The sequence below is a fragment of the uncultured Roseobacter sp. genome (assembly GCF_947493125.1).
In the GTDB taxonomy this organism is placed as follows: domain Bacteria; phylum Pseudomonadota; class Alphaproteobacteria; order Rhodobacterales; family Rhodobacteraceae; genus Roseobacter.
Map to the genome: position 1 here is coordinate 62,781 of NZ_CANLQB010000012.1, position 20,519 is coordinate 83,299.

15 protein-coding genes and 1 pseudogene are annotated in these 20,519 nt (G+C 57.9%); 11 read left to right on the plus strand and 5 right to left on the minus strand.

The features are described from left to right. Positions 1-257: 257 nt before the first annotated feature. The gene (locus Q1A71_RS21185; protein ID WP_299681463.1) at positions 258-1,142 is read right to left on the minus strand and encodes a DUF1206 domain-containing protein; all 885 of its coding nucleotides are present in this window, start codon (positions 1,140-1,142) and stop codon (positions 258-260) included. 1,724 nt (positions 1,143-2,866) lie between these two features. On the opposite strand from Q1A71_RS21185, the gene Q1A71_RS21190 reads away from it, so the two are divergent. The 5 genes from Q1A71_RS21190 (at position 2,867) to Q1A71_RS21210 (ending at position 9,832) form a co-directional block, all read left to right on the plus strand. Further along, entirely contained in the window at positions 2,867-4,435 is a 1,569-nt protein-coding gene (locus Q1A71_RS21190; RefSeq protein WP_299681465.1) for a mechanosensitive ion channel domain-containing protein, read from the plus strand. A gap of 794 nt (positions 4,436-5,229) precedes the next feature. Then, positions 5,230-6,795 carry an alpha-amylase family glycosyl hydrolase gene (locus tag Q1A71_RS21195; protein WP_299681467.1) on the plus strand — a complete coding sequence of 522 codons (1,566 nt, stop codon included), beginning with the start codon at positions 5,230-5,232 and terminating at the stop codon, positions 6,793-6,795. 85 nt (positions 6,796-6,880) lie between these two features. After that, the gene (locus Q1A71_RS21200; RefSeq protein ID WP_299681469.1) at positions 6,881-7,669 is read left to right on the plus strand and encodes an SDR family oxidoreductase; all 789 of its coding nucleotides are present in this window, start codon (positions 6,881-6,883) and stop codon (positions 7,667-7,669) included. Positions 7,670-7,682: 13 nt separating this feature from the next. Further along, positions 7,683-8,537 carry an SDR family oxidoreductase gene (locus Q1A71_RS21205; protein ID WP_299681472.1) on the plus strand — a complete coding sequence of 285 codons (855 nt, stop codon included), beginning with the start codon at positions 7,683-7,685 and terminating at the stop codon, positions 8,535-8,537. Positions 8,538-8,539: 2 nt separating this feature from the next. Then, entirely contained in the window at positions 8,540-9,832 is a 1,293-nt protein-coding gene (locus tag Q1A71_RS21210; protein WP_299681474.1) for an NAD(P)/FAD-dependent oxidoreductase, read from the plus strand. Between the two features lie 4 nt (positions 9,833-9,836). Here Q1A71_RS21210 and Q1A71_RS21215 read toward each other — a convergent pair whose 3' ends face one another. After that, the gene (locus Q1A71_RS21215) at positions 9,837-10,793 is read right to left on the minus strand and encodes an SDR family oxidoreductase (protein ID WP_299681476.1); all 957 of its coding nucleotides are present in this window, start codon (positions 10,791-10,793) and stop codon (positions 9,837-9,839) included. Between the two features lie 248 nt (positions 10,794-11,041). Here Q1A71_RS21215 and Q1A71_RS21220 point away from each other — a divergent pair, with 248 nt between their 5' ends. The 6 genes from Q1A71_RS21220 to Q1A71_RS21245 all read left to right on the plus strand — a co-directional run bounded on the left by Q1A71_RS21220 (position 11,042) and on the right by Q1A71_RS21245 (position 17,315). Then, positions 11,042-11,776 (plus strand): tellurite resistance TerB family protein, encoded by a 735-nt coding sequence (locus tag Q1A71_RS21220; RefSeq protein WP_299681478.1) that lies wholly within the window; start codon positions 11,042-11,044, stop codon positions 11,774-11,776. A 532-nt stretch (positions 11,777-12,308) separates the two neighbouring features. After that, positions 12,309-12,788 (plus strand): hypothetical protein, encoded by a 480-nt coding sequence (locus Q1A71_RS21225; protein WP_299681479.1) that lies wholly within the window; start codon positions 12,309-12,311, stop codon positions 12,786-12,788. 47 nt (positions 12,789-12,835) lie between these two features. After that, the gene (locus tag Q1A71_RS21230; RefSeq protein ID WP_366140323.1) at positions 12,836-13,204 is read left to right on the plus strand and encodes a phage holin family protein; all 369 of its coding nucleotides are present in this window, start codon (positions 12,836-12,838) and stop codon (positions 13,202-13,204) included. Then, the gene (locus Q1A71_RS21235; RefSeq protein WP_299681484.1) at positions 13,188-14,387 is read left to right on the plus strand and encodes a DUF3618 domain-containing protein; all 1,200 of its coding nucleotides are present in this window, start codon (positions 13,188-13,190) and stop codon (positions 14,385-14,387) included. The genes Q1A71_RS21230 and Q1A71_RS21235 overlap by 17 nt, the downstream gene beginning before the upstream one ends. 142 nt (positions 14,388-14,529) lie before the next feature. After that, positions 14,530-15,396 carry a YihY/virulence factor BrkB family protein gene (locus Q1A71_RS21240; RefSeq protein ID WP_366140324.1) on the plus strand — a complete coding sequence of 289 codons (867 nt, stop codon included), beginning with the start codon at positions 14,530-14,532 and terminating at the stop codon, positions 15,394-15,396. 41 nt (positions 15,397-15,437) lie between these two features. Next, on the plus strand, positions 15,438-17,315 hold the full coding sequence (locus tag Q1A71_RS21245; protein WP_299681489.1) for an AsmA family protein: 1,878 nt from the start codon (positions 15,438-15,440) through the stop codon (positions 17,313-17,315). A gap of 340 nt (positions 17,316-17,655) precedes the next feature. Here the strand turns inward: Q1A71_RS21245 and Q1A71_RS21250 are convergent. The 3 genes and pseudogenes from Q1A71_RS21250 to Q1A71_RS21260 all read right to left on the minus strand — a co-directional run. Then, positions 17,656-17,844 (minus strand): annotated as a pseudogene (locus Q1A71_RS21250) (transposase); the annotation flags it as partial. Positions 17,845-18,402: 558 nt separating this feature from the next. After that, the gene (locus Q1A71_RS21255; RefSeq protein ID WP_299681492.1) at positions 18,403-19,476 is read right to left on the minus strand and encodes an AI-2E family transporter; all 1,074 of its coding nucleotides are present in this window, start codon (positions 19,474-19,476) and stop codon (positions 18,403-18,405) included. A 71-nt stretch (positions 19,477-19,547) separates the two neighbouring features. Then, positions 19,548-19,994, minus strand: coding sequence for a CreA family protein (locus Q1A71_RS21260; protein WP_299681631.1), 447 nt, complete (start codon positions 19,992-19,994; stop codon positions 19,548-19,550). Positions 19,995-20,519: the final 525 nt, after the last annotated feature.

The following is a 20,519-nucleotide window of genomic DNA, read 5'->3' on the forward strand; positions in this document are numbered from 1 at the left end:
CGACGTCCGGGCTGAATCGGCTGAAGGCGTCTCCCCTGACGTGGTGTGATCCGGGCCGTCGTCCTCGGCCGGCCTCTTGTCCCGGATCCTCAATCTGCCCACTTCGTCTTGAATCTCATAAGCGGGCGGTGTCACAATCGATTTCCCCGGCACTCCATCAAGACTGGTAGGTTTCGATCTTCGACGCATTGCCCCCTTCGATTTGTCATGGTCTCCGTTGGGCTTTGACGCTTGACTGGCCAAATGCCTCCCACAGTTCAGTTTCGGCTCAGATAGGCCGACACGCTCTCGACGCTGTCGTCCGCCGCTTTCGGCACGATTCGAAAGGCCGCGTTTACCGCACAGAAAACCGCGAAGGCCAGCAAGCCGACGCAAAGTGCCATCACCAGAATACGGCCGTAGACTTGATCTCGCAGCCAGTCGAAAGCAGCCCCTAGGCCACCCGCCTGGCTCGGATCGGCCAGCAATGCCGCATAAACGATCAAGAGCCCGACGATGGCCATCACAGCCGCCTGAGCCAGCACACCGATTTTCAGGATACTATTCCAGTTTCTGGTAAAGTGATTGGCCATCAGATTGTCACGATAGCTTTCGCTGATCGCCTTGTGGCCATAATAGCCCGCCGCGCCCAGCGTCAGGACCCCCGCGATACCGACCAGCCAGAGACCCAAAGGCTGCGACATCACCGAGGCCAGCATACCGCCCGAGGCACCCGAGCCGGCAGAAGTCAGGTCCAGAGCCGTCAGCGCCAGCACGCCGATACCCGCATGCACGGCCCCCGTAACCAGCATGCCGGCGCGGGCGATGAGCCCCTTTGCACTGGTGCCATAGGCTTCGAGATCCCAGACACAGTCAATCAGGCGCCAGATGGCATAGGCCAACATGCCCGCCGCGATCAGCACCACCACGAACATGCCCTTACCGCGCAGCGTCTCCATGACGGATTTGGTGCCTTCGGCCTGCCCGCCCGAGGCAATCGACCAGAGCGAAAACACCGCGACCACCAGATAGACCAGCGCCCGGCCGGCATAGCCTGCGCGCATGATCGGTATCGCCCATCGGAAATCACCAGGATCGACCTTTTCGAGGATCTTGGCCCGGGTGGAATTGCTGTCGATGGACAGACTGTCGGCGATGGACATGTATAGCCTCCCTGCAGAAAAAGAGTGGTAGCCCCGAATAAGGCCGCTTAGTCGATGATTGAAGCCGTGGATCAACGCGCGAAGGCAGGTTGAGTTCCCAGCATTACGGCCGGTCCGCGGACATTCAGCAGTGTGTCAGCCCCCAGTAGCTCCTGCGTCGCAATCAGCGCGGCCAGTCCAGCGCGTGCTGTGTGGGAAGCCGGAACGCCGCTCTGAGGACAGCAAGGCTCGAAAGACCATCGCCTGCTTTCAGTTCAGACAGTTCCTCGAAACGCTGGCGCGCCGACCGTCATCAAGGCCCGGCGCCAGAACTTGCAGGGTGATTTTATCGTGGTGCTCCAGCGAGGCATCGTAGTCATGGAAAGTTTCCGAAAAATGCTGATCGACTGCCGAAGATCCCGCGAGGGCGGCAGCTTGGCGGGGCGGATTAGCCGCCGGGGGCCGACCAATTCCGCAGTATTGCACCGTAACACCAGAAGAAAGGCGCGGGCGTCCTCTCTCACGCTATGCCGCCGCTTTTCGACAACCGTGATATTTGGCTTGCCCATCGCGTGATGCAGGTCCGTAACCTCGCCCTGACGCAGGCCTAAGCGATCCGGCAGTACGCTAGGAACATCTGTTCTTTCACCTGATCCAGGCGTTCCCATGAAAAAGGTTTGCGGAGTGGAATTCTTTCATGCGTGCTTCGAGGATTGTATCAGCGGCGATGGCGACCGCGCTGATTGGCCCGAGCATAGCACCCTTCGGCATGGCGCGCTTGACATCGGAAGCATCGTTCAAGATCCCGAGCAACGCCTTTCCATCTTGCGTGTCAGTCGTGACATCAACCCAGACATCTGCGCCATCGTCCGCGGGATCAGCTTGGCCTCCTCGTTGTTCTGCGCGTCCTGTATCTCGAACAGAGTGTCGACTTCGAGTGCAGAGGTTTGGGGGTCCGCTCTACCGTTCTTAAGACCGACGAAGGTACCGAAAAACGTGCCCAGCGTCTCGTTCCGCACTCCGCACTCCAGCCCGGATGCGGCGTGGCCCTGCTATCCGGAAGAGCATGATCCAAACGATACCAGAACACCTTCCAACTCGCCGGAAAGGTGCCGGCTGCCGTACCCGCCATCGACCGGCTGAACGTGTTGCCACCGTTTATGGCCGCCTTGGGGCCCGAACGACCGCCCATACTCTTGGAAGCTTCGAGACCCTAGCTCCCCGTGTTGGCCAGTGCCAGTTTGGTCACCACTCCCTTGAAAGACATCCACCTCCTCTAGCCCTACGTGTCGGTTTTGCCTCGAGGACACATCATCCCCCTTTGTATGTCTACACATAGCATCTCAATGCCCGTTGGTGGCCTACAGTTCGCTCGCGTGTCGCGCTATCGTTTGTGGCCCTGGTCCAGGGCACCTTAGCAGAGCCAGCACTTAGTCACCGACACCTTCCACGCGCCCCTCAACGACCTAAGCATGATGAGGCCTGTCCGGCCGAACCTGCCCTCTCAATATTTCCGCCGAGCATCCAACGGGGTGAGCTCGGACGGTCGGAGGTCATGCGGGTGGAACAGTGTATTGTGGAGGTCATGCAGCAGTTGGGTTTAGAAATCTGCCGGCATTTTCGGAACCAAAGACGCCGAAAGCTGTTTTGCGGATGTGTACAACAGGATTTTGACTTCTCTTGCGACAATTGCTGTCGCTCTTCTCCCAAAATTAGCCGCTGCTGCGGATTGCGATCACTCACGCATGGTGTGCGTGAGCGATCTGAACGCCGGGCTTGACGGTCCATCGCACGCGATCGACCGCGAAACGCCCCGTGCTACTATGGAGACGCTGGTCTATCTGGCCCGGCTCAACGACTGGGAGAGTGCGGCGCACCTCCTTGACCTGTCGGACTTTTCCGAAGCCGAACAGGGCGCGACCGGCGCTGAGCTGGCACAGAAACTCGAAACTGTGATCAGCCGCAAGGCCGTCATCGACTGGGACCGGCTGGTGGATCGGCCCGACGGTCTTGACGCGCGTGCCTCTTCGGATCAGGCGATGGCGGGCGAGCCGCGCAAATCGCTGCTGCTCTGGACGCTAGATCTCGCGGACCACCCCGCCGCCATTCGCCTCACTCGCATCAAACCCGACGGCGGCGCGCCAGTGTGGGTGTTTTCACAGCAGACCGCGGGGGACATTCCCGCGCTCTATCAACGATACGGACCCTCCCGGCTGGAGGAGATGATGCCGGTAGCGCTCACCCATCAGACCGGCTTCGGCCTGATGTGGTGGGAGGTCATCGGGCTGCCGATCCTGCTGGGGCTTGCGCTTCTCGCCGCGCGGCTCGTATGGAAAGCCGTCGACTTCGCCCGCCGCAAAAGCACCCATCCGCTCACATCTAGCATACTTAAAGCCATTCGCGGTCCGGCGGCGACGGCGGCCGCGACCGGGTTGTCATTGCTGGTGGGCGCCAGCCTCTTCGTCTTTTCGGGGCAGATCAGCACTGTTCTGACACCGCTTGCCTGGCTGGGGCTGCTTGCCTCGGCGCTCTGGCTCACCGTGAATGCAGTCGAAGTGGTGCTCGACCGACTGACCGACTTTGATGACACAGATCTCACACAATTTCAGGAAGAGCACATGCGCACAACGGCAACCCGCGTTGCCGCTGCCCGCCGTGCCTTTGTGGTCTCGGTGGTGCTGATCGGCGGCGGGCTCTTCTTGACGCAGACCAACATCTTCCAAAACCTCGGCTTCACCCTGCTCGGCACCGCCGGAGCCCTTACGCTGGTTTTAGGTTTCGCTGCGCGCCGGGTGCTGGGCAACATCATGGCATCCCTGCAGATCGCGCTCAACCAATCCGCCAAGATCGGCGACCGCATCGTCTACAATGACTATCTCTGTCACGTGGAGCGCATCAATTTTACCTATGTGCAATTGCGCGATTGGGATGGCACGCGGCTGGTCGTACCGGTCGAAGAATTCGTCTCCACGCCTTTCGAGAACTGGACAATGAAAGAGCCCGAGATGCTGCGCATCATCAAAATCAAATTCGCCCATGACGCGGATGTCGCGCGTTTGCGCCAGGTGTTTGACGATGTGGTGGCGGAATTGGATTCCGAGCAGCTGGGGGATCTCGACAAGGTCAAGGTCCATGTCGCCGACCAGGATGTTTTCGGCAAGGACGTGTGGTTCGCCCTGCCCTGCATCGACCCTAACACCTCCTGGGATATGGCGTGTCAGGCGCGCGAGAAGATCATAGCCCGCAGCGCGTGGATTGCTGCTGAGGAGGACATCGAGGTCTTTCCCCAAGTCAACCCCGCCGAAGCCGCTTGATCAGCTTTAGAAGCAGCCAAAACCAAGAACTGACGTTGAAGTCCAATTTCTGATGTATCGTTTGTTCCAACCAATTCTGTATTTTCATCAGATTTGTCTTGAAGGTTTCGGCAGGCGCGTGAGATGCCAGCACTTGCGCGGCGTGGTGTTTTGGGAGCCATTCGAAACTGGTGCTGCTCACCACTTTATGGTTCCCAAGGTTCAAAGAGAGCAACACTCCGATGCTGAAGATCTGAGAGCTCTTGTTTGAATGTCATTCGACCGGTTCCCTTCTCAGTTATGCATCACTTGCAAAAATGCATGCCAATCGCAGATCAACAGAAGCCAATTGGTTGGGAACTGCAATCCGGCACCGTTGTTATCTGCCGGAGCGCCCGTCCTTGCTCCCGTTCAATGAGGAAACAAAACGCTTGGGAGTAAGCGCGTGGGCCGAGTCGGAGTAATATGCTGTTCAACCTTTAGGCTACTCAATACCACGACTGCTATGACCCTCAATAAGGCGGCATCCATTGGGGTAATGGCTTGTACAGCAAGGCTTGCGAAGCCCGTGATCCAGCCGGTTGCAGGTTCAGCCAATAAGATTTTGGTCCGACGACGATCCGTGTTGAACACCGTCTGCGTGCCGAATCTCCTCCCCAGCAACACTGGCAACGCGACACGGTCCGAGACCGATGGAACTTACAAACAAAGATCAGATGATGTCAGGCCCACCGGACGATCTACCATATCAAATCGGCTGACCTTGCGGTTGGCGAAAATGACCCAATCGACCAGAACGAGGGAGAAGAAATCCAATGTCTGAACCCCTATCGACACCGTGGCCGAAGGCGCCGCTCATTTACCAGATCTACCCTCGTTCATTTCAGGATAGCGACGACGATGGCATCGGCGACATTTCAGGTGCGTTGTCACGCCTGCCTGCGCTCCGAGACCTCTCGCTGGATGGCATCTGGTTGTCGCCTTTCATGCCCTCGCCATGGATCGACGGCGGCTATGACGTATCCGATTTCACGTCCGTGCATCCAACACTCGGAACGTTTAAGGACCTCAAACGCTTCGTTGATGCCTGCCATGACGACAATATACGGGTCTTGGCAGATCTCGTGTTGAACCACACGAGCCACAAACACCCCTGGTTTGAGAGATCCGCGCAGCGTCTCGATGGGTACGACGACTACTATGTCTGGCGAGACGCCAAACCTGATGGCTCTGTTCCCACAAACTGGATTGGACGCTTCGGCAAGCCGGCATGGACCTGGCATCACCGACGTCAACAGTACTACCTGCACAATTACATGTCTGAACAACCTTCGCTCAACCTCCGCTGCCCGCAGGTCCAGGATGAGATTGAGGCCATCATCCACTTCTGGCGGGAGTTCGGTTTCGATGGTTTTCGATTAGATGCCGTCACAGCATATCTTTGCGACCCTGAGTTTCGCGACAATCCGCCGGCAACTGCCGAGGTCCGAAGGCGCATGGACGGTGAGCAGTTCCTCCCTTACGTCAGACAAGACCATTTGTATGACTTTCTACCAGGAGACGGTGCAGCCTACGCCGAGCATCTGCGTCGCTGGGCGGGGCCGAACACCTGGTTTCTTGGCGAAGTTGGAACGGGCAATCAGTCCGTTTCGGTCTGCAACGATCTTACATCGCCTGGACGGCTGGATGCGGGATATGTAGTCGATACCGCACAGTTCGGCCTGACAGCAGACACCGTGTCGTGCCTGCTGGCCGATCGGGCAGGCCCGGGGCGCCTGACCTGGTGGGTCGGGTCCCATGACCGTCCGAGGCAACCTAAAGATCCCGAAGATCCGATTGCAAAGCTTCATCTTTTCTTTCTGGCCTTCATGCCTGGCCCCGCGCTTGTTTATCAGGGCGAAGAACTCGGGCTGCCGCAACCTGAACTGCACGAAGAAGAGGTGACCGATCCATATGATCTCGCCTTTTGGCCAGACGGGCCTGGTCGCGAAGGAGCGCGGGTTCCTTTGCCGTGGTCGTCGGACCAGGATGGCTTTGGGTTCACACAAGGGAAACCTTGGCTTCCCATGCGGTGGTCGTCTAAGTGCGCCCGGTCTCATCAAGAAGCCAACGGAACTTCAACCTTAGCTCTTGCCAAAGCGGCTTTTCACTTACGCGCATTGCTTGGTCTACGTGACTTGCCGACCCATCGCTGGCGGCGAGACGGCGGCTGCATCACCATAGAATACTCAGCCGCCGTTATTAAACTGAACTTCTCGGAAAAGCCTGTCCCGAGTGATGAGGCGGGCGACCCGGAGCTCGCATCAAAGCCAGTCGTGGACGGTTTTATACCGCCAGAGGCAGGAGCAATCTGGCTGCGTGAGGCTGCTCGTCGATTTTGACGGGAACAAAAACCCCTCGAACGGAATTCACCTGCTGACAGCCGACAGCCGATACGAGGACTTAATAACAAGTGGGTGAGTGGCAATGGACCTTGGCATCGCTGGAAGAAGAGCATTAATCACTGGTGCGACTGGCGGATTGGGACGCGCAACCGCCAAGCTTCTAGCCGAAGAGGGGGTGTCGCTCATTCTTTCCGACGTTGACGGGGACGCTCTGGAAGATCTCGCAAAAACCTACGATGCCACGGTTTGCGCAGCGGATCTCTCTAAGGAAGATGGCGTCACCGCCCTCAAGCATACTGCCGAGGTTGAAGGGGGTACCGACATCGTCATCCACCTGGCCGGCATTACCGGAGCCAAAGGCGATCCTCTCAAGATGACCGATGAAGACTTCAACGTGTGCTGGCAGACGAATTTCATGTCGGCGGTTCGGCTCTCACGCGCATTTGTCCCGGACATGGTCTCGAACGGCTGGGGGCGGCTCGTCTTCACGACATCAGAAAATGCGGTGCAGCCCTACGTGGATGAGACAGTCTACAACACCTCCAAGGCAGCACTTCTCAGTTTTCTGAAAAGTCTATCACTGGCGTATGGGCCAACAGGCGTCCGGGTGAATGCAATCGCACCCGCATTTATCGAAACGCCAATGACCGACAAAATGATGCAGGACCGCGCCGACGAGCGCGACGAGACGTTCGAAGAGGCAGTCGACAGCTTCCTGGACGAAGAGCGCCCCTATCTCACCCTGAAACGACGTGGCAAGGCCGAGGAGGTTGCCGCCGTTGCAGCCTTCCTCGCGTCCAACCACGCTTCGTTTGTCAATGGTGCAGCATACCGCGTCGACGGCGGGGCTGTCGCAGCAATTAACACTTAATGAGGAGAAACCCATGAACGATATACCTAAAATTCCCCCGCAGTCGCAAGATAGCATGCCGGCTCACGAGCACGACATGACGCCCGCACCAGATTGGGAGCCGCGCTATCCAGGAGTTGGTAAACTCGACGGACAAGTCGCTTTCATCTCTGGTGGTGACAGTGGGATTGGACGGGCGATCAGCGCTCTCTTCGCGCGCGAAGGCGCAAAGATTGCGATCGCCTATCTTAATGAAGACGGCGATGCAGAGAAAACTGCGGAAATCGTTAGGAACGAAGGGTCCGAGGCCATCTTGATCAAAGGCGATCTTGCCGAGAAGGAGCACGCCGAAGCAGCGATCCAAAGAACCGTCGATACCTTCGGAAAACTCGATGTCCTGATCAACAATGCGGCACAACAGTGGCTCGACGAGGACTTTGTAAACCTTGATGCGGACAAGATAGACCGGATGATGAAATCTAACGTGACGGCCTATCTGTACTGTACGCAAGCTGCACTGCCGCATCTGAATGAGGGCGCGTCGATCATCAACACAAGTTCGGTAAATGCATTCGCCGGGTTGGGCAGTCTCGTGACCTACTCCACCACGCGCGGGGCCTCCCTCGCGTTTACGCGCTCGATGTCCGGTAACCTCGTGGAAAAGGGCATCCGCGTGAATGCGGTGGCGCCCGGTCCCATTTGGACGCCGTTCATCCCAGGCACTATGCCGGCCGAGCAAGTCGAAGACTTTGGCTCCGGGGTGCCTATGGGCCGCGCGGGACAGCCTTGGGAAGTGGCGACCGCTTATCTATTTCTCGCGTCATCAGATGGTAGCTATTACACGGGCCAGACCTTGCACCCGAATGGCGGCGCGATCGTAGGAGCGTAGTCTTGCCAAGGTTCGACGCGATCGTTGTCGGCGGCGGATCCGCCGGCATCGCCTTTGCCAAACAGGCCGCGGAGCATGGCGCAAAAGTGGCACTCATCGAACGGGACGCTTTGGGTGGCACCTGCGTCAATCGCGGTTGCGTGCCGAAGAAACTGATGTGGCAGACAGCGACTTGGCGCCGTCAAGGTCTGGACATGGCCGAGGTGGGGCTGACGAACGTCCCAGAAATTGATTTCAGCGTTCTGCACAAAAGGATCAAAGCGAAGATCGATGATATCCGGGGCTCGCACGCGCAGTCGCTAAAAGATTGCAACGTCACCCTCGTTAGGGCGAATGCCAAGGTATCCGAGGATGGAACAGTGACCGTCGAAGGGGAGCCCTACGCGGCGGACAAACTCATCCTCGCTACTGGAGCGAAACCTGCCGAGCTTGATATCGAAGGCGCTGAGCACACAGTGACCAGCGACGACCTCTTTAAATGGACTTCTCTACCCGACAGCCTTGCCGTTCTGGGCGGTGGCTACATCGGATGTGAGATGTCCTCCATACTGAGCGCTCTCGGTGTGAAAGTGACACTCATAGATCCTTCGGACCGGTTGTTGTCACCCTTTGATGAAAATCTGGCGCAATTGGCGGAAGCGAACCTTAAGCGGGGCGGCGTAAAAATTGCGTTCGAGATCGACCCCACAGCCATCAAGGAAACCAACGGCGGCTTCGAAGTGATCGCATCTGGACGTCCCATTGTCACCGCTGAGAGAGTATTGAACGCGACAGGCCGGACGCCAAACATCAGCGCCTTCGGCGCTTTTGCGGCTCGACTGGATGTCGCCGACAGCGGCGCGCTCTCGGTGGACGAGCGGCTGATGACCAGTATACCGGACGTCCACGCGGTGGGCGACCTGGCGGATCGATTGCCGCTCACGCCGGTCGCGACGCGAGATGGTAGCGATCTTGCCGACATGCTGTTTGGCGACGGTGGTACCTTGCTTGATCTCGACCGGATCGCCCGCGCAGCCTTCGTCATCCCGCCAATTGCAGAGGTGGGTGACGCGGTAGATGCCGGAGAGCGGGGCGCTAGACTGTCTGACGGTGTTCGCGGCGCTGAGGGAGCAGAAGCGACCTGGGTGGGCACAGGACACAACGATCAGAACATGTTGACAGGCTTCACCTTGGGCGGAGAGCATGCAGCCGAATTGGTCTCTCTTGCCGCGACGCTCATTGGCCGTAACGAAACTATTCTGCGCACAGCAGAAGGCATTCACCCCAGCTTCGCGGAAGAACTCATCGGACGCTGACCCGCTATCCGATCAGCAGACCAAGCACAAAAAGGAGTATTGCGCCGCCACCAAAAACTGCGAGTCGTGCATAATCCGCATCGACAATCCAACCTGTGTCGGTTGCGTCATCAGAGTAGCTGCCTTCTGGGCGCGCTGGATAGTCAACTGGGTCGTATAGATTGACGGGGTCGGGTCTGCTGGCAGGTTCATCTGACTTCTGCGCGTCTACGCCGCTGTCCGCCATCTTCTTGTCCATCCATGCAGGCAAAATGAATTGCGCAAACACCAATTGCAGAACCGAGCGACCAACAAAAACTTCTCTGGCGCCCGTGTCGATTGCTTTCATGACACCCTCTGCAGCGACCGACGGTGCAAAGATTGGCGGTGCTGGCTGGGGCTTTTTGGCCATACGGTTCAGCGCCCAATCGAATTGTGGTGTATTCACAGCTGGCAGTTGCACAAGTGAGATGTCCAAGTCCCGGTCATCTCGTTTCAGCTCGGACCTGACGGATGATGAAAACCCGTTGATGGCATGCTTCGCTGCACAGTAGGCGGCTTGGTTCGGGACACTGCGATAGGAAAGACCTGATCCAATGCAGATGATGCGGCCGGATGCCATGTGCTCTATGGCCAGTCGAGTGCCATTGACCTGTCCCATGAATGTCACATCCATGATGCGTTGAAATTCCGGCGGCCCGACCTTGGAGAAAGGCGAAAAACTCGTCGCCATTGCGCAGTTGACCCAGATCGCCGGTGCACCGAGGTCGCGGATCAAATTACCCACCGCTTGTCGAAGCGCTTGTGGGTCAGCCACGTCGGCTGACTGGCAAGCAACGCGATCCCCAAACTCCGCTGACATTTTTTCAAGGCGCTTTTTACCACGGGCGACCACGCCCACCACGTGCCCTCTGTCTAATAGTTTCAACACCACCGCGTGTCCGATCCCGGCGCTGCCGCCGAGTACAATTGCCGATGTCATGGAGCCACTCCTTACCTTTCGAGGGAAACGTGAAACCATGCATTCAGTTCCCCTCACAGTACCGTTCACTTTGGTCGGTGAGAACCTCACGAAGGACCGTTACGGAACTCATCTCTCGTATGAAGGTTGACCAATCAGGCGCTCGGGCAATCCCGAGCCTGTGCAAACGGCCTACGAGGGGATGTCGACAAAGACAGCTTCAGGTCGATGCAAAAACAGAATACCCATAAAAAATGGAGGATGAAGAGATGTCTGTGAAGAGAATGATCACGAAGCTCGCACTCGCATTCGCGGCCAAAAAGGGAATGGATGTGCTGAGATCCGCAGGTGGTATTCAAGGCTTGGCCAAGTCGCTGTCCAGCCCAGGCGCCGTACAAACGGCGGATAGCGGTATGCTTGGCCGGATCGGTGGTGCGAGAGAGGCCAGTGCCGGTGGTCTTGGGAATATTCTGGGGTCCTTAGGCATCGCCGGGGCCACAGATGGTCGGGAAGCGGGTGTGACCGGGCAGGCAAGTCCTCTAAACCAGAGTCTCGGTCAGATCTTTGGAAATTTGGCCGCAACCTTCGGCGGTAACTCAGTTGGCCGCGCTCACAAGCTGGATGAGGAATTTGACGGCCGTGATGTGGACGATACGGATGAGGTACGCCCGATCGTGATGGCAATGGTGCAGATGGCTCGGGCGGATGGTAACATCGACGATGCGGAACAACGCGCTTTGCTGGATTTCTTGGATGACGCAACAGAAGAGGAGCAGCGTATTCTGCGCGAGGCCTTGAACAATCAGATAACGGCGGAGCAGATTGCCGAGCAAACGCCGCACCACGCGCGTAAGGAGGTGTATGCGGCCGCGCTGCTCGTCGGTGATCCGGATAATCCCCAAGAACGCGCATTTCTGAACGAATTGGGGTCGCACCTTCAGCTCTCAGAGATGGAGACGAACCGACTTCAGGCCGCGCTGCAAGCCGATAAAACAGCGGCTTGACAGGCATGTAGATCCTTCCGGTTCGAGGCTAAGCGTTTCGAGCCGGTCAACTGGCATCATGGTATTCCTCACGGTAGTACTGGCTGGCGTGAAGAGAACCTGCATACCAACTATACCGCGCTGCGAAGCGAGGACCTGAGTCCTTTTCCGTCGTCGCATTCTTTCAAAAAGCGGCGTTAGATATCGCTTTTGACCCTAGCGTTTCCACAGGTTTCGCGAGGTCGCGACAATCATCGTGCACCCTCAGCCCAATCCCATTTCGTTTACACAGTGCCCAGCGGAGATGAAGATACTCGGCAAGCAGCGCGAGAGAAAGTGTGCTTCTTTGCGCCGGGTCGTCTCGCTGGCCAGTGCCTTTCAATTTTTTGCTTGGCGTCACGGAACGAAAACCTGACGTGCAACGTTTCGTCAACAATACCAAGATGGCTAACACGGCAAGAGAGGGGAGTGTAACTGCCCCTGCAAAACCGCTGTGTAGACCGCCACCCTGAACACGCCAAAGATACGACGTGAAAATACGGAGGATAGCGATATGACAACTGATCAGCCGCAAAAGCAGACAGACCGCAGCGAGGTCTCACGAGCGGCCCAATCGGCCAAGACCCATATCAAGGATCAAGTCGGCGAGTTGGCCGAGGGTGCGAAAGCCGAGGCAAGCCGCCGTGCTGATGCCGCTAAAGAGACCGCCGCCAGCGAAGTAGGCGATGTCGCCTCAGCCCTCCGTCGTGCAGCAGATGAATTCCGGGATGGCTCCCCTCAGGAGAGAACCTTTAGTCAGCTGGCTGATGGGATAGCCGATGTATCCGACACCATCAGAGGCAAGGATCTCGGCGAGATGGTGCGCGACGTATCAGACTTTGCACGGCGCAACCCAGCCCCGTTTTTAGCAGGTGCAGCGCTGATGGGTTTTGCGGCAGTTCGGTTCACTCGTGCGTCGCAGGCCGAGCAGGCGCAAAGCGCCGGCTATACTCCGGCCACACTGTCCGGTCGTCAACCAAGCACCTCGCACTAAGGAGAAGTCTCATGAATGCCGATCCTAACCGAAGCGCAAGCGGGCTGATGAATGATGCCATGACCCAAATGAGCGGGCTGGTGCGCAAGGAAGTCGATCTTGCCCGTGCCGAGGTAACCGAAAATCTCAAATCGGCGGCAGCGGCCATCGGCATGATCGTCGGAGCAGCAATCTTAGCCCTTACTTCGCTGAACGTGTTGAGCGCGGCACTGGTCGCTGCTCTGACAGATGCGGGCATCGCGGCCGGGTGGTCCGCTCTGATTGTTGGCGTCGCCTTTGGCGTACTGGCGTGGGCGATGCTCGCAAAGGGCACCCATGATCTTAAGCTGAGCAGCCTGATGCCATCTCGCACTGTCAAAAATGTCCGCCGGGACACCGAAACCGTAAAGGAGAGCCTTGATGCCCGACGACTATAAATCACCAGAACAGATCGAACGCGATATCGAACGCGAGCGCGCGGAACTCGGCGATACCCTCGACCAGTTGCAAGACAGGTTCTCGGTTGAGACCATCGCGCGGCAGACCTCTGATTACGTGCGCGAACACGGCGGCGAAGTCGGCCGCGCTGTGTCGGATGCCGTAAAGGCCAACCCCCTCGCCCTCACCTTGACGGGTGTCGGGATCGCTTGGCTAATATTTGGTAAGAAATCGACGTCTGATGGAGCGCGTTATGAGACCAGCGCGCCCCGGTCGGACCACAATGTCACTCACAAACGTGCCGTGCGACAGGCCGAAGGGTTTGTTTACCCCGACGACCGCCTGGACCAAGAAGGCTATGATGATAACCATTATCGCAGCTATCGCTCAGCACAGCGCGACCTGCCGAGTTGGATGGACACTGACGACGAGAACGATGGTCGGTCGTGGTCTGATAACGCCGAAGATACTGCCCGAAAGGTCAAAGATGCGGCCAAGTCGGTTAAAGATGGCTCAGCCCGTGCCGCGGCTTCCGCACGGGACAGCGCCGGTGATGCTGCCGACAACATGTCCAACCGGATCGCATCGTTGGGTCAGAAGCTACGGGATACTGCCACATCCGCTAAGGACCGGGCCCGCTACCAGTCCGAACTGGCGACGCTCAAAGCAGACCGCCTCCGGGCACGGGTTGCTGAAGGCACCGAAGACATGACCGAGAAAGCGCGGCAACGTGTGATCGCAGCACGATATCGGGCATTGGAAGCACGCAATCAGGCAGCGCGCCACGTTCGCAACGGTGCAGATCAAGCGGTTGACATGTACCAGCAGCAGCCGTTGATTGCCGGGGCTCTTGCGCTTGCCGTGGGTGCAGCCATCGCTGCTGCGGTACCACGCACGCGGACCGAGGATGCCTATCTCGGTGAGCACAGTGATGCCCTTGTAAGCGAGGCGGAACGTATCTTTGCGGAAGAGCGTGAGAAACTGAAGACTGTTGCAAAGGCCGCGAAGGATGAAGTCAAGTCAATTGCGGAGGAGACGAAGGACGCGGCAGACGACGCGGCGCCCGAAAGAAAAAATGCGGCGCAAGCTGCGGCTTCCTCTGCCAAGTCGGCTACCGCCCGCGTCGTGGGTGCTGTGAAGAGCGAAGCCGACGAGCAAGATCTCGGCAAGCCGAACACCTGATGCAAGACCGGCCTGCGCCCCTGTCGGTGCAGGCCCCTTTTTGAAGAAAGGTAACAGAATGGCGCGGGGTCGCAGGGCAAAAACTCCGACTGACATTCCAGCGACGGGCTGGAAAGACATCATTTTTCGGGTCAAGGACGAATTGTCCGCAGATCGAGTTGGGCTCATTGCTGCAGGCATCGCCTTTTACGCGCTCCTGTCGCTGTTTCCGGCCATCACCGCACTTATGGCCTTATCTGGTTTGCTTCTTGACCCGGCCGATGTGACATCACAGATTGAGGCCTTCGCTTCAGCCATGCCGGACGAGGCGGCGCAGATCATCCTTGATCAGGCAGTTGCCGTAGCCGGTTCCCATCAAGGCGGGCTCAGTCTGGCCCTGATTATCGGCGTGGGTCTCGCCCTTTACTCCGCCTCCAAGGGAATGAGCAGTTTGATGGACGGCCTTAACGCGGCTTACGATGAAGACGAGAGCCGAGGATTCGTCGTACGTACAGCTACGACCTTGGGGCTAACGCTATTTCTGGTTCTGGGCTTGGTCGTCGGTCTTGCGGCAGCCATGGCAGTTCCCGCCGTGCTCAATGTCACTACGATGCCATCTTGGCTGGAGACTGTAGTCGCTGCGCTGCGTTGGCTGCTGCTGGGCGCGCTGACAATCTTCGGTATTGCCGTACTCTATCGGTATGGGCCGAGCCGAGACAATGCGGAGTGGCAATGGCTGTCGCCGGGCGCAGTCGTTGCGTGTGTGCTTTGGCTCGTCGGATCCGTCGGGTTTTCGATCTATGTGGCAAATTTCGGGAGCTACAATGAGACCTTTGGCAGTATGGCCGGTGTCATCATCCTGCTTCTTTGGCTTTGGCTGTCCGCGTACATCATTCTGCTGGGAGCGGAATTGAACGCCGAGATGGAGGCGCAGACGCGATACGACACAACGGTGGGCGAGGACGAGCCCATGGGGCGCCGTGGGGCCCGAAAGGCTGACAGGCTGGGCAAGACCGCCTCGGCGAACTGAGCAATGACTGTCACCAAAGCATCCGCTCCGGGCCCAGCCACATGAAGAAGCTTCTGATCGCGATACTCGCTACTGTACTTGGCCTATGTATATTTGCAACGCTGGTTTTTCTATTGATCCCAGCCTCGCAGATACGCGCGGTTCTTGAATGGGCCATCGAAGAGACATTGGAACGAGACGTCTCCATCGGTACGCTTCAGCTAGACCGGGGGCTGTCGACGACAGTGATCATTCGGGATGTCCAGATCGCCAATGCGGAGTGGTCCGATACGGGACCGTTAGCGGAGATTGGCACGGCATCGGTTTCAGTAAACCTACCGGCAGTCCTGTTCGCCGGACCGGCGATCGAAGCGGTGAGCATTCGAGATGCCATCCTACGCGCTGAGATCGACATCTCGGGTCAGACTAACTGGGCTGTCGAAGCTGACACAGGTAGCGCGGACGATACGGTCGGCTTGTTACCGGCAATCGCAGATGTAACCCTTGAGAATATAAAAGCAAGCTACACTGTCCGCGCCGACAGCGGCGCAGAGCTGTTGCATGAGGCCGTCGTTCGCAGGGGGTCCGGATCGTTCGGCATCAACGACCAGGCAATATTCGATGCACAGGGCCGCTACTTTGACGCGCCGCTTTCGATCTCTTTCGAGGCAGACGCGGCAGATGACGCAAGCGATGACGGCCGAGCTTACAGGTTCAAGGCGGACATCAGCGGAGCGCTCGACGCTAGCATCACAGGGGTCAGTGAACTTGCGACCGAACTGCCCCCGCTCACTTTCGACGTCACCGGCCCGACCCTCGCGGTATTGAACCCGTTTATTCCGACGCCTCTGCCGGAGACACCGCCCTTCTCTGTGTCGGGCAACCTGTCGGTAGCTGAACAGATTTATGAGATCGTTGACCTTCGTGGCGCGATCGGAGACAGCGACATTGCAGGGAATCTGAAGATCGATCTCAGCAAGGCGCGACCCGCCATGGAGGGAGACCTGAAGTCCTCATCTCTGGATTTTGATGATCTGGCAGGACTGATAGGAGCAGAGCCTGATCCCACTGAGACGGCGAATACTCAACAAAAGGAGGCGGCGAAAGATCAACCACTGTTCCCGGATGAACCTCTCCCCGTAGCAGAGCTGCGAAGGGCCGACCTCAAGTTGTCGTTCAAGGCCTCAAGCGTGTCCTCACCCTTGGCGCAGGTTGAGAGTATCGAGGCAGTTCTGACGCTCGAGGAGGGACGCCTCTTGCTCAAACCGCTGGCACTTGGTGTCTCTAGCGGTCGCGTGTTCGGTGAAATCGCGGTCAACGCGCGCGAGGACACACCATCTGCCGATCTCGATCTGCTTATCGAAGATGTTTTGCTCCAAGAATTCTTTGCTCAAAGCGACTTTGCGCAGGAGATGGGAGGAACGATATCCGGCAAGATCTATCTCCTCGGAGTAGGAAGCAGCCTAGCCGACATGGCTGCGACGGCACGCGGCGACGGCCACCTGGTTTTGCGAAATGGGGAAGTGAGCGCCCTACTTCTCGAAGGCGCCGGTGTCGACATCGCTGAGGCCCTCGGTGTTCTAGTGGGCGGTGACACCTCCGTCCCGATGAGCTGCGCAGTTGCTGCCTTTGCGGCCGCAGAGGGGATAGTAGAGCTCAAGCGGGGCGTCGCATCCACTCGAGACAGTAATGTGATAGCTAAGGGTCGAGTGAATCTCCAAGCGCAGACGCTCGGATTACAATTAGAGGCGCGCGCGAAGGACTTTAGCCTCTTGGATCTCGATGTGCCTGTCTATGTCGAAGGACCATTGGTCGCTCCGGCCGTATCGGTAGGCGGCGGAGATCCATTGCCACTCTTCGAGAAGGGCGATACGTCGACCGGGACCTGCCCGGCACTTATTGAATCCGTACGGGAGCTGGCACCCGGCCAGCCGAGGTAGCACTCCATAGATCTCGTACTGAGCTGGATAAATCTTTAAATATTGGGCCGCGCCCGTTTGGGGAAAGCGACCAGTCACTATCAGTTCAGTTCTATCGATCAGCTTGGCGCCATGGTCAAACGCGGCGCTTCCATAGACCAGCCGATCCCATCGGGGCGGCTAATTTTAACGCTGAAATGCGCCCAAGATATCGATGTAAGTCAATGACGACTTTCACCCCCTAGGCTCAGGGCTTCGGTAACGGGGTCGCCTTAGTCAAGGCATTTTGCGCAGTCGAATTGATCCGCCAGAGCGGTTTTTGCGGTGCTCTTGTTGTCTATTCATCTTCCTGTCGCGGCTTTCGGTTGTACAGCGTCTCGTGCGGCCCATAGGCAGCAGGGGCACCGAGCCATCGTAAACCATTGCGATTGATGAAGATAATGCCGCTCAAGACGCGTCTGTCGTCAACACGAGGCTTGCTGTGAGATTTGGGAAAGAAGGGCTCCAGACGTGCCATCTGCGCATCCGTCAGCCAGAAGAGATCAGACATGTTAACCGCTCGTTTTTGAGCTGTGAATCATGCCGCCCGTCGGAAATCAATGGGTCCTGACCCTAGTGCCACATCTGTGATGATGATGTGGCGCACCTACAGTATCTCTGAGAACGGCAAAGAAAGTGCTCTGACGTTTGTGGGTCGGTGCAAATCCGACCCAGCAACGAACAGATCGTCCGCGATCAATCTGGTGCAACGCCAGAGAGGAACGATCGCCCCAGTCTGACCGTTGAGGGCATGCCCATACGGATGTGTCGCCGCATTCGCAGCGCGCCTCGATCTGGATGATGACAAGAACGCTGGACGCCTGCCTTGACGCCTGCTATCGCGGCGATCGTGAAATGACCGAGATTGCACGGTCGGAGGTCAACGAGGCCGCCGTTTAGGCATTGACCGCAACGCCGCCAGCGCGGCCTTGTTATCCGGGTTGCGCTGGCGACAGGGCTTGGACTGCCCGAGGTGGCTCAGTGACGTCAACGCGGCGATCGGCGCGCCCAACTTAGGATTTTGCAGGGTGGCCGATCTTGAATTGTCCCAACTCAACGCGCGCGACGGTCAAACTTCCGACTTCTGCGGATCCTGTGCCGCGCCGAGGAAGTTGCTGATCACGTTCAGACTTTCAATATTGTCGCAGACAACTTTGAAAACCAGCAGGAATGGGACAGCCACGAGCGCGCCCGCGATGCCCCACAGCCAGGCCCACAAAACGACCGTCAGGAAGACGGCGACAATGTTCAGCTCCAGCCGTTTTCCGATCAGATACGGCGTGACGAACTGTGCCTCGACGGTGGTAAGCACTTGATAGGCGATGGGGGCTACAAGGGCATAGGACACGCTGTCAAAATACGTGATCGCGTGTATACCTACGAGAACGGTTCCGACAATTCCACCAATAATGGGCAGGTAGTTCAGCAGGAACGCTGCGATACCCCAAATGTAGGCATGCTCGAGCCCGATCACCCAAAGGGTTGCAGCGACGACTGCCCCGAGCCCCGCGTTGATCAGCGTAATGGTCAACAGATACCCCGATACCCGTCGCTCGATATCGTAGACCATAGCAAGCGCTTGTTTCTTTCCGCTGAGCGTTCGGAAGGTCTGCATCAACTTGACGTAGAACAGATCGCCGGACGCAAGCAGAAACAGCGCGAGAATCAGTGCCACCGCGATGGATGTCAGACTGCTGGCGGCGACGGTCACCGCAGAATTCAGCAGGCCGGGCTGCTGCACAACAACCTGTTGTGGGCCCTCAGCCGGCGCTGCGGTCATTTTTTCGACCTCGGTCGATGCGTCCTTCACGGCATCGATGGTCTCCGTCACGCCACTGAGCTTGTACTTGAGCTCCCGCGCGATGTTTGGCGCGTCATCGGACCACGCCCGCACGGTGTCGCCGGCGAAAAACACTGCGGCTCCGATGCAGGTCGTGGCCGACAGGATCAGTAGGGTGGCAGCAAAGGCGGCGGGCAGGCCTTTGCGCTGCAAGAAGCGATTTATCGGGCTGAAGGTGAGCGCAAGGAGAAAGCCCAACATGATGGGAAGGATCAGATCGCGCGCGAAATAGGCCACAACGAAGATTGCGATGATCGCCAAAGTGCCTGCGCTGCGCCTGAGAGCGCGTATATCGTCTTGCATGTCGAGCGGTCCGTTTGGTTTGGAGGCGCGAGATACCGTTCATCACGTTCCTGATCGGAGGGTTTTCGGCCTCAGTTTTGGAAGAGCGGGACGGTCGAGATCGACATCTTGGCGGACCCGTTCTGCACCTCCCGCGCATGGGCAATGTAAATCAGCGTCTGGTTGTCCTCATCTAGGATGCGTTTGACATTCAAGGACTTCCAGACAATCGACCTGCGCTCGGAGAAGACACTTTCGCCTTCGTCCGACCGGTTGATATCGCCAACCGAGATGGGCCCGGTCTGGCGGCACGCGATGGAGGAGTTGGATGGATCTTCGAACCAGTTGCCATTCTGCAGGCGGTCAATCAAGCCACGCTCGAAATAGGCCACGTGGCAGGTAACCCCGTCTACCTGAGGGTCGGAGAAGGCCTCGATGATGATATCGTTCCCAAGCCAGTCCACATCGACGTTGCCAACTTGCTCGGCGACGACGGAATGTGACGATATGAAGAACGCTCCAAGGCAGCTCGCAACCATCCGGATGGGCTGATCCATCAGGTCTTTGGTCAGCGTCATCCCAACCCCAGAAAGGAGATAATCGCCAAGACAACGACAACTAAGCCGACGATATAGATAATGCGGTTCATGTTTGACCCCGGTTTATGTTTGCGCGCGCCTCGCTGGTCACATGGCGTTTGACGACACAGTAGCGAAACAAATCAGGAGGCATATGGTTCCGTCCAAGTTGGCTCGCCGCGTAGTGACGATACGTCATCGACGCGCTGGTAGACCGGATTTGACCGATCAAACGGTTGCGGCGACTTGACAAGTGCCGTTCCCGGCGTATTCCACTCTGGTCTGGTGTCTGATCCGATGGACTCTGGCAAACCGTGCCTCAGTGGGAGTGGATAGAACACTTCGAGGACTTCGTTGGCTCCCATCCTGGTGCGGGCCGTCTACGTTGTCGAGTTTCAGGTGATCGATCCTGATTGGGCCAATACGGTCAAATCGTAATGCGACGCGTGTGTAACGGGCCGTCTTCGCGGGCGGCCCTGAGCGGAC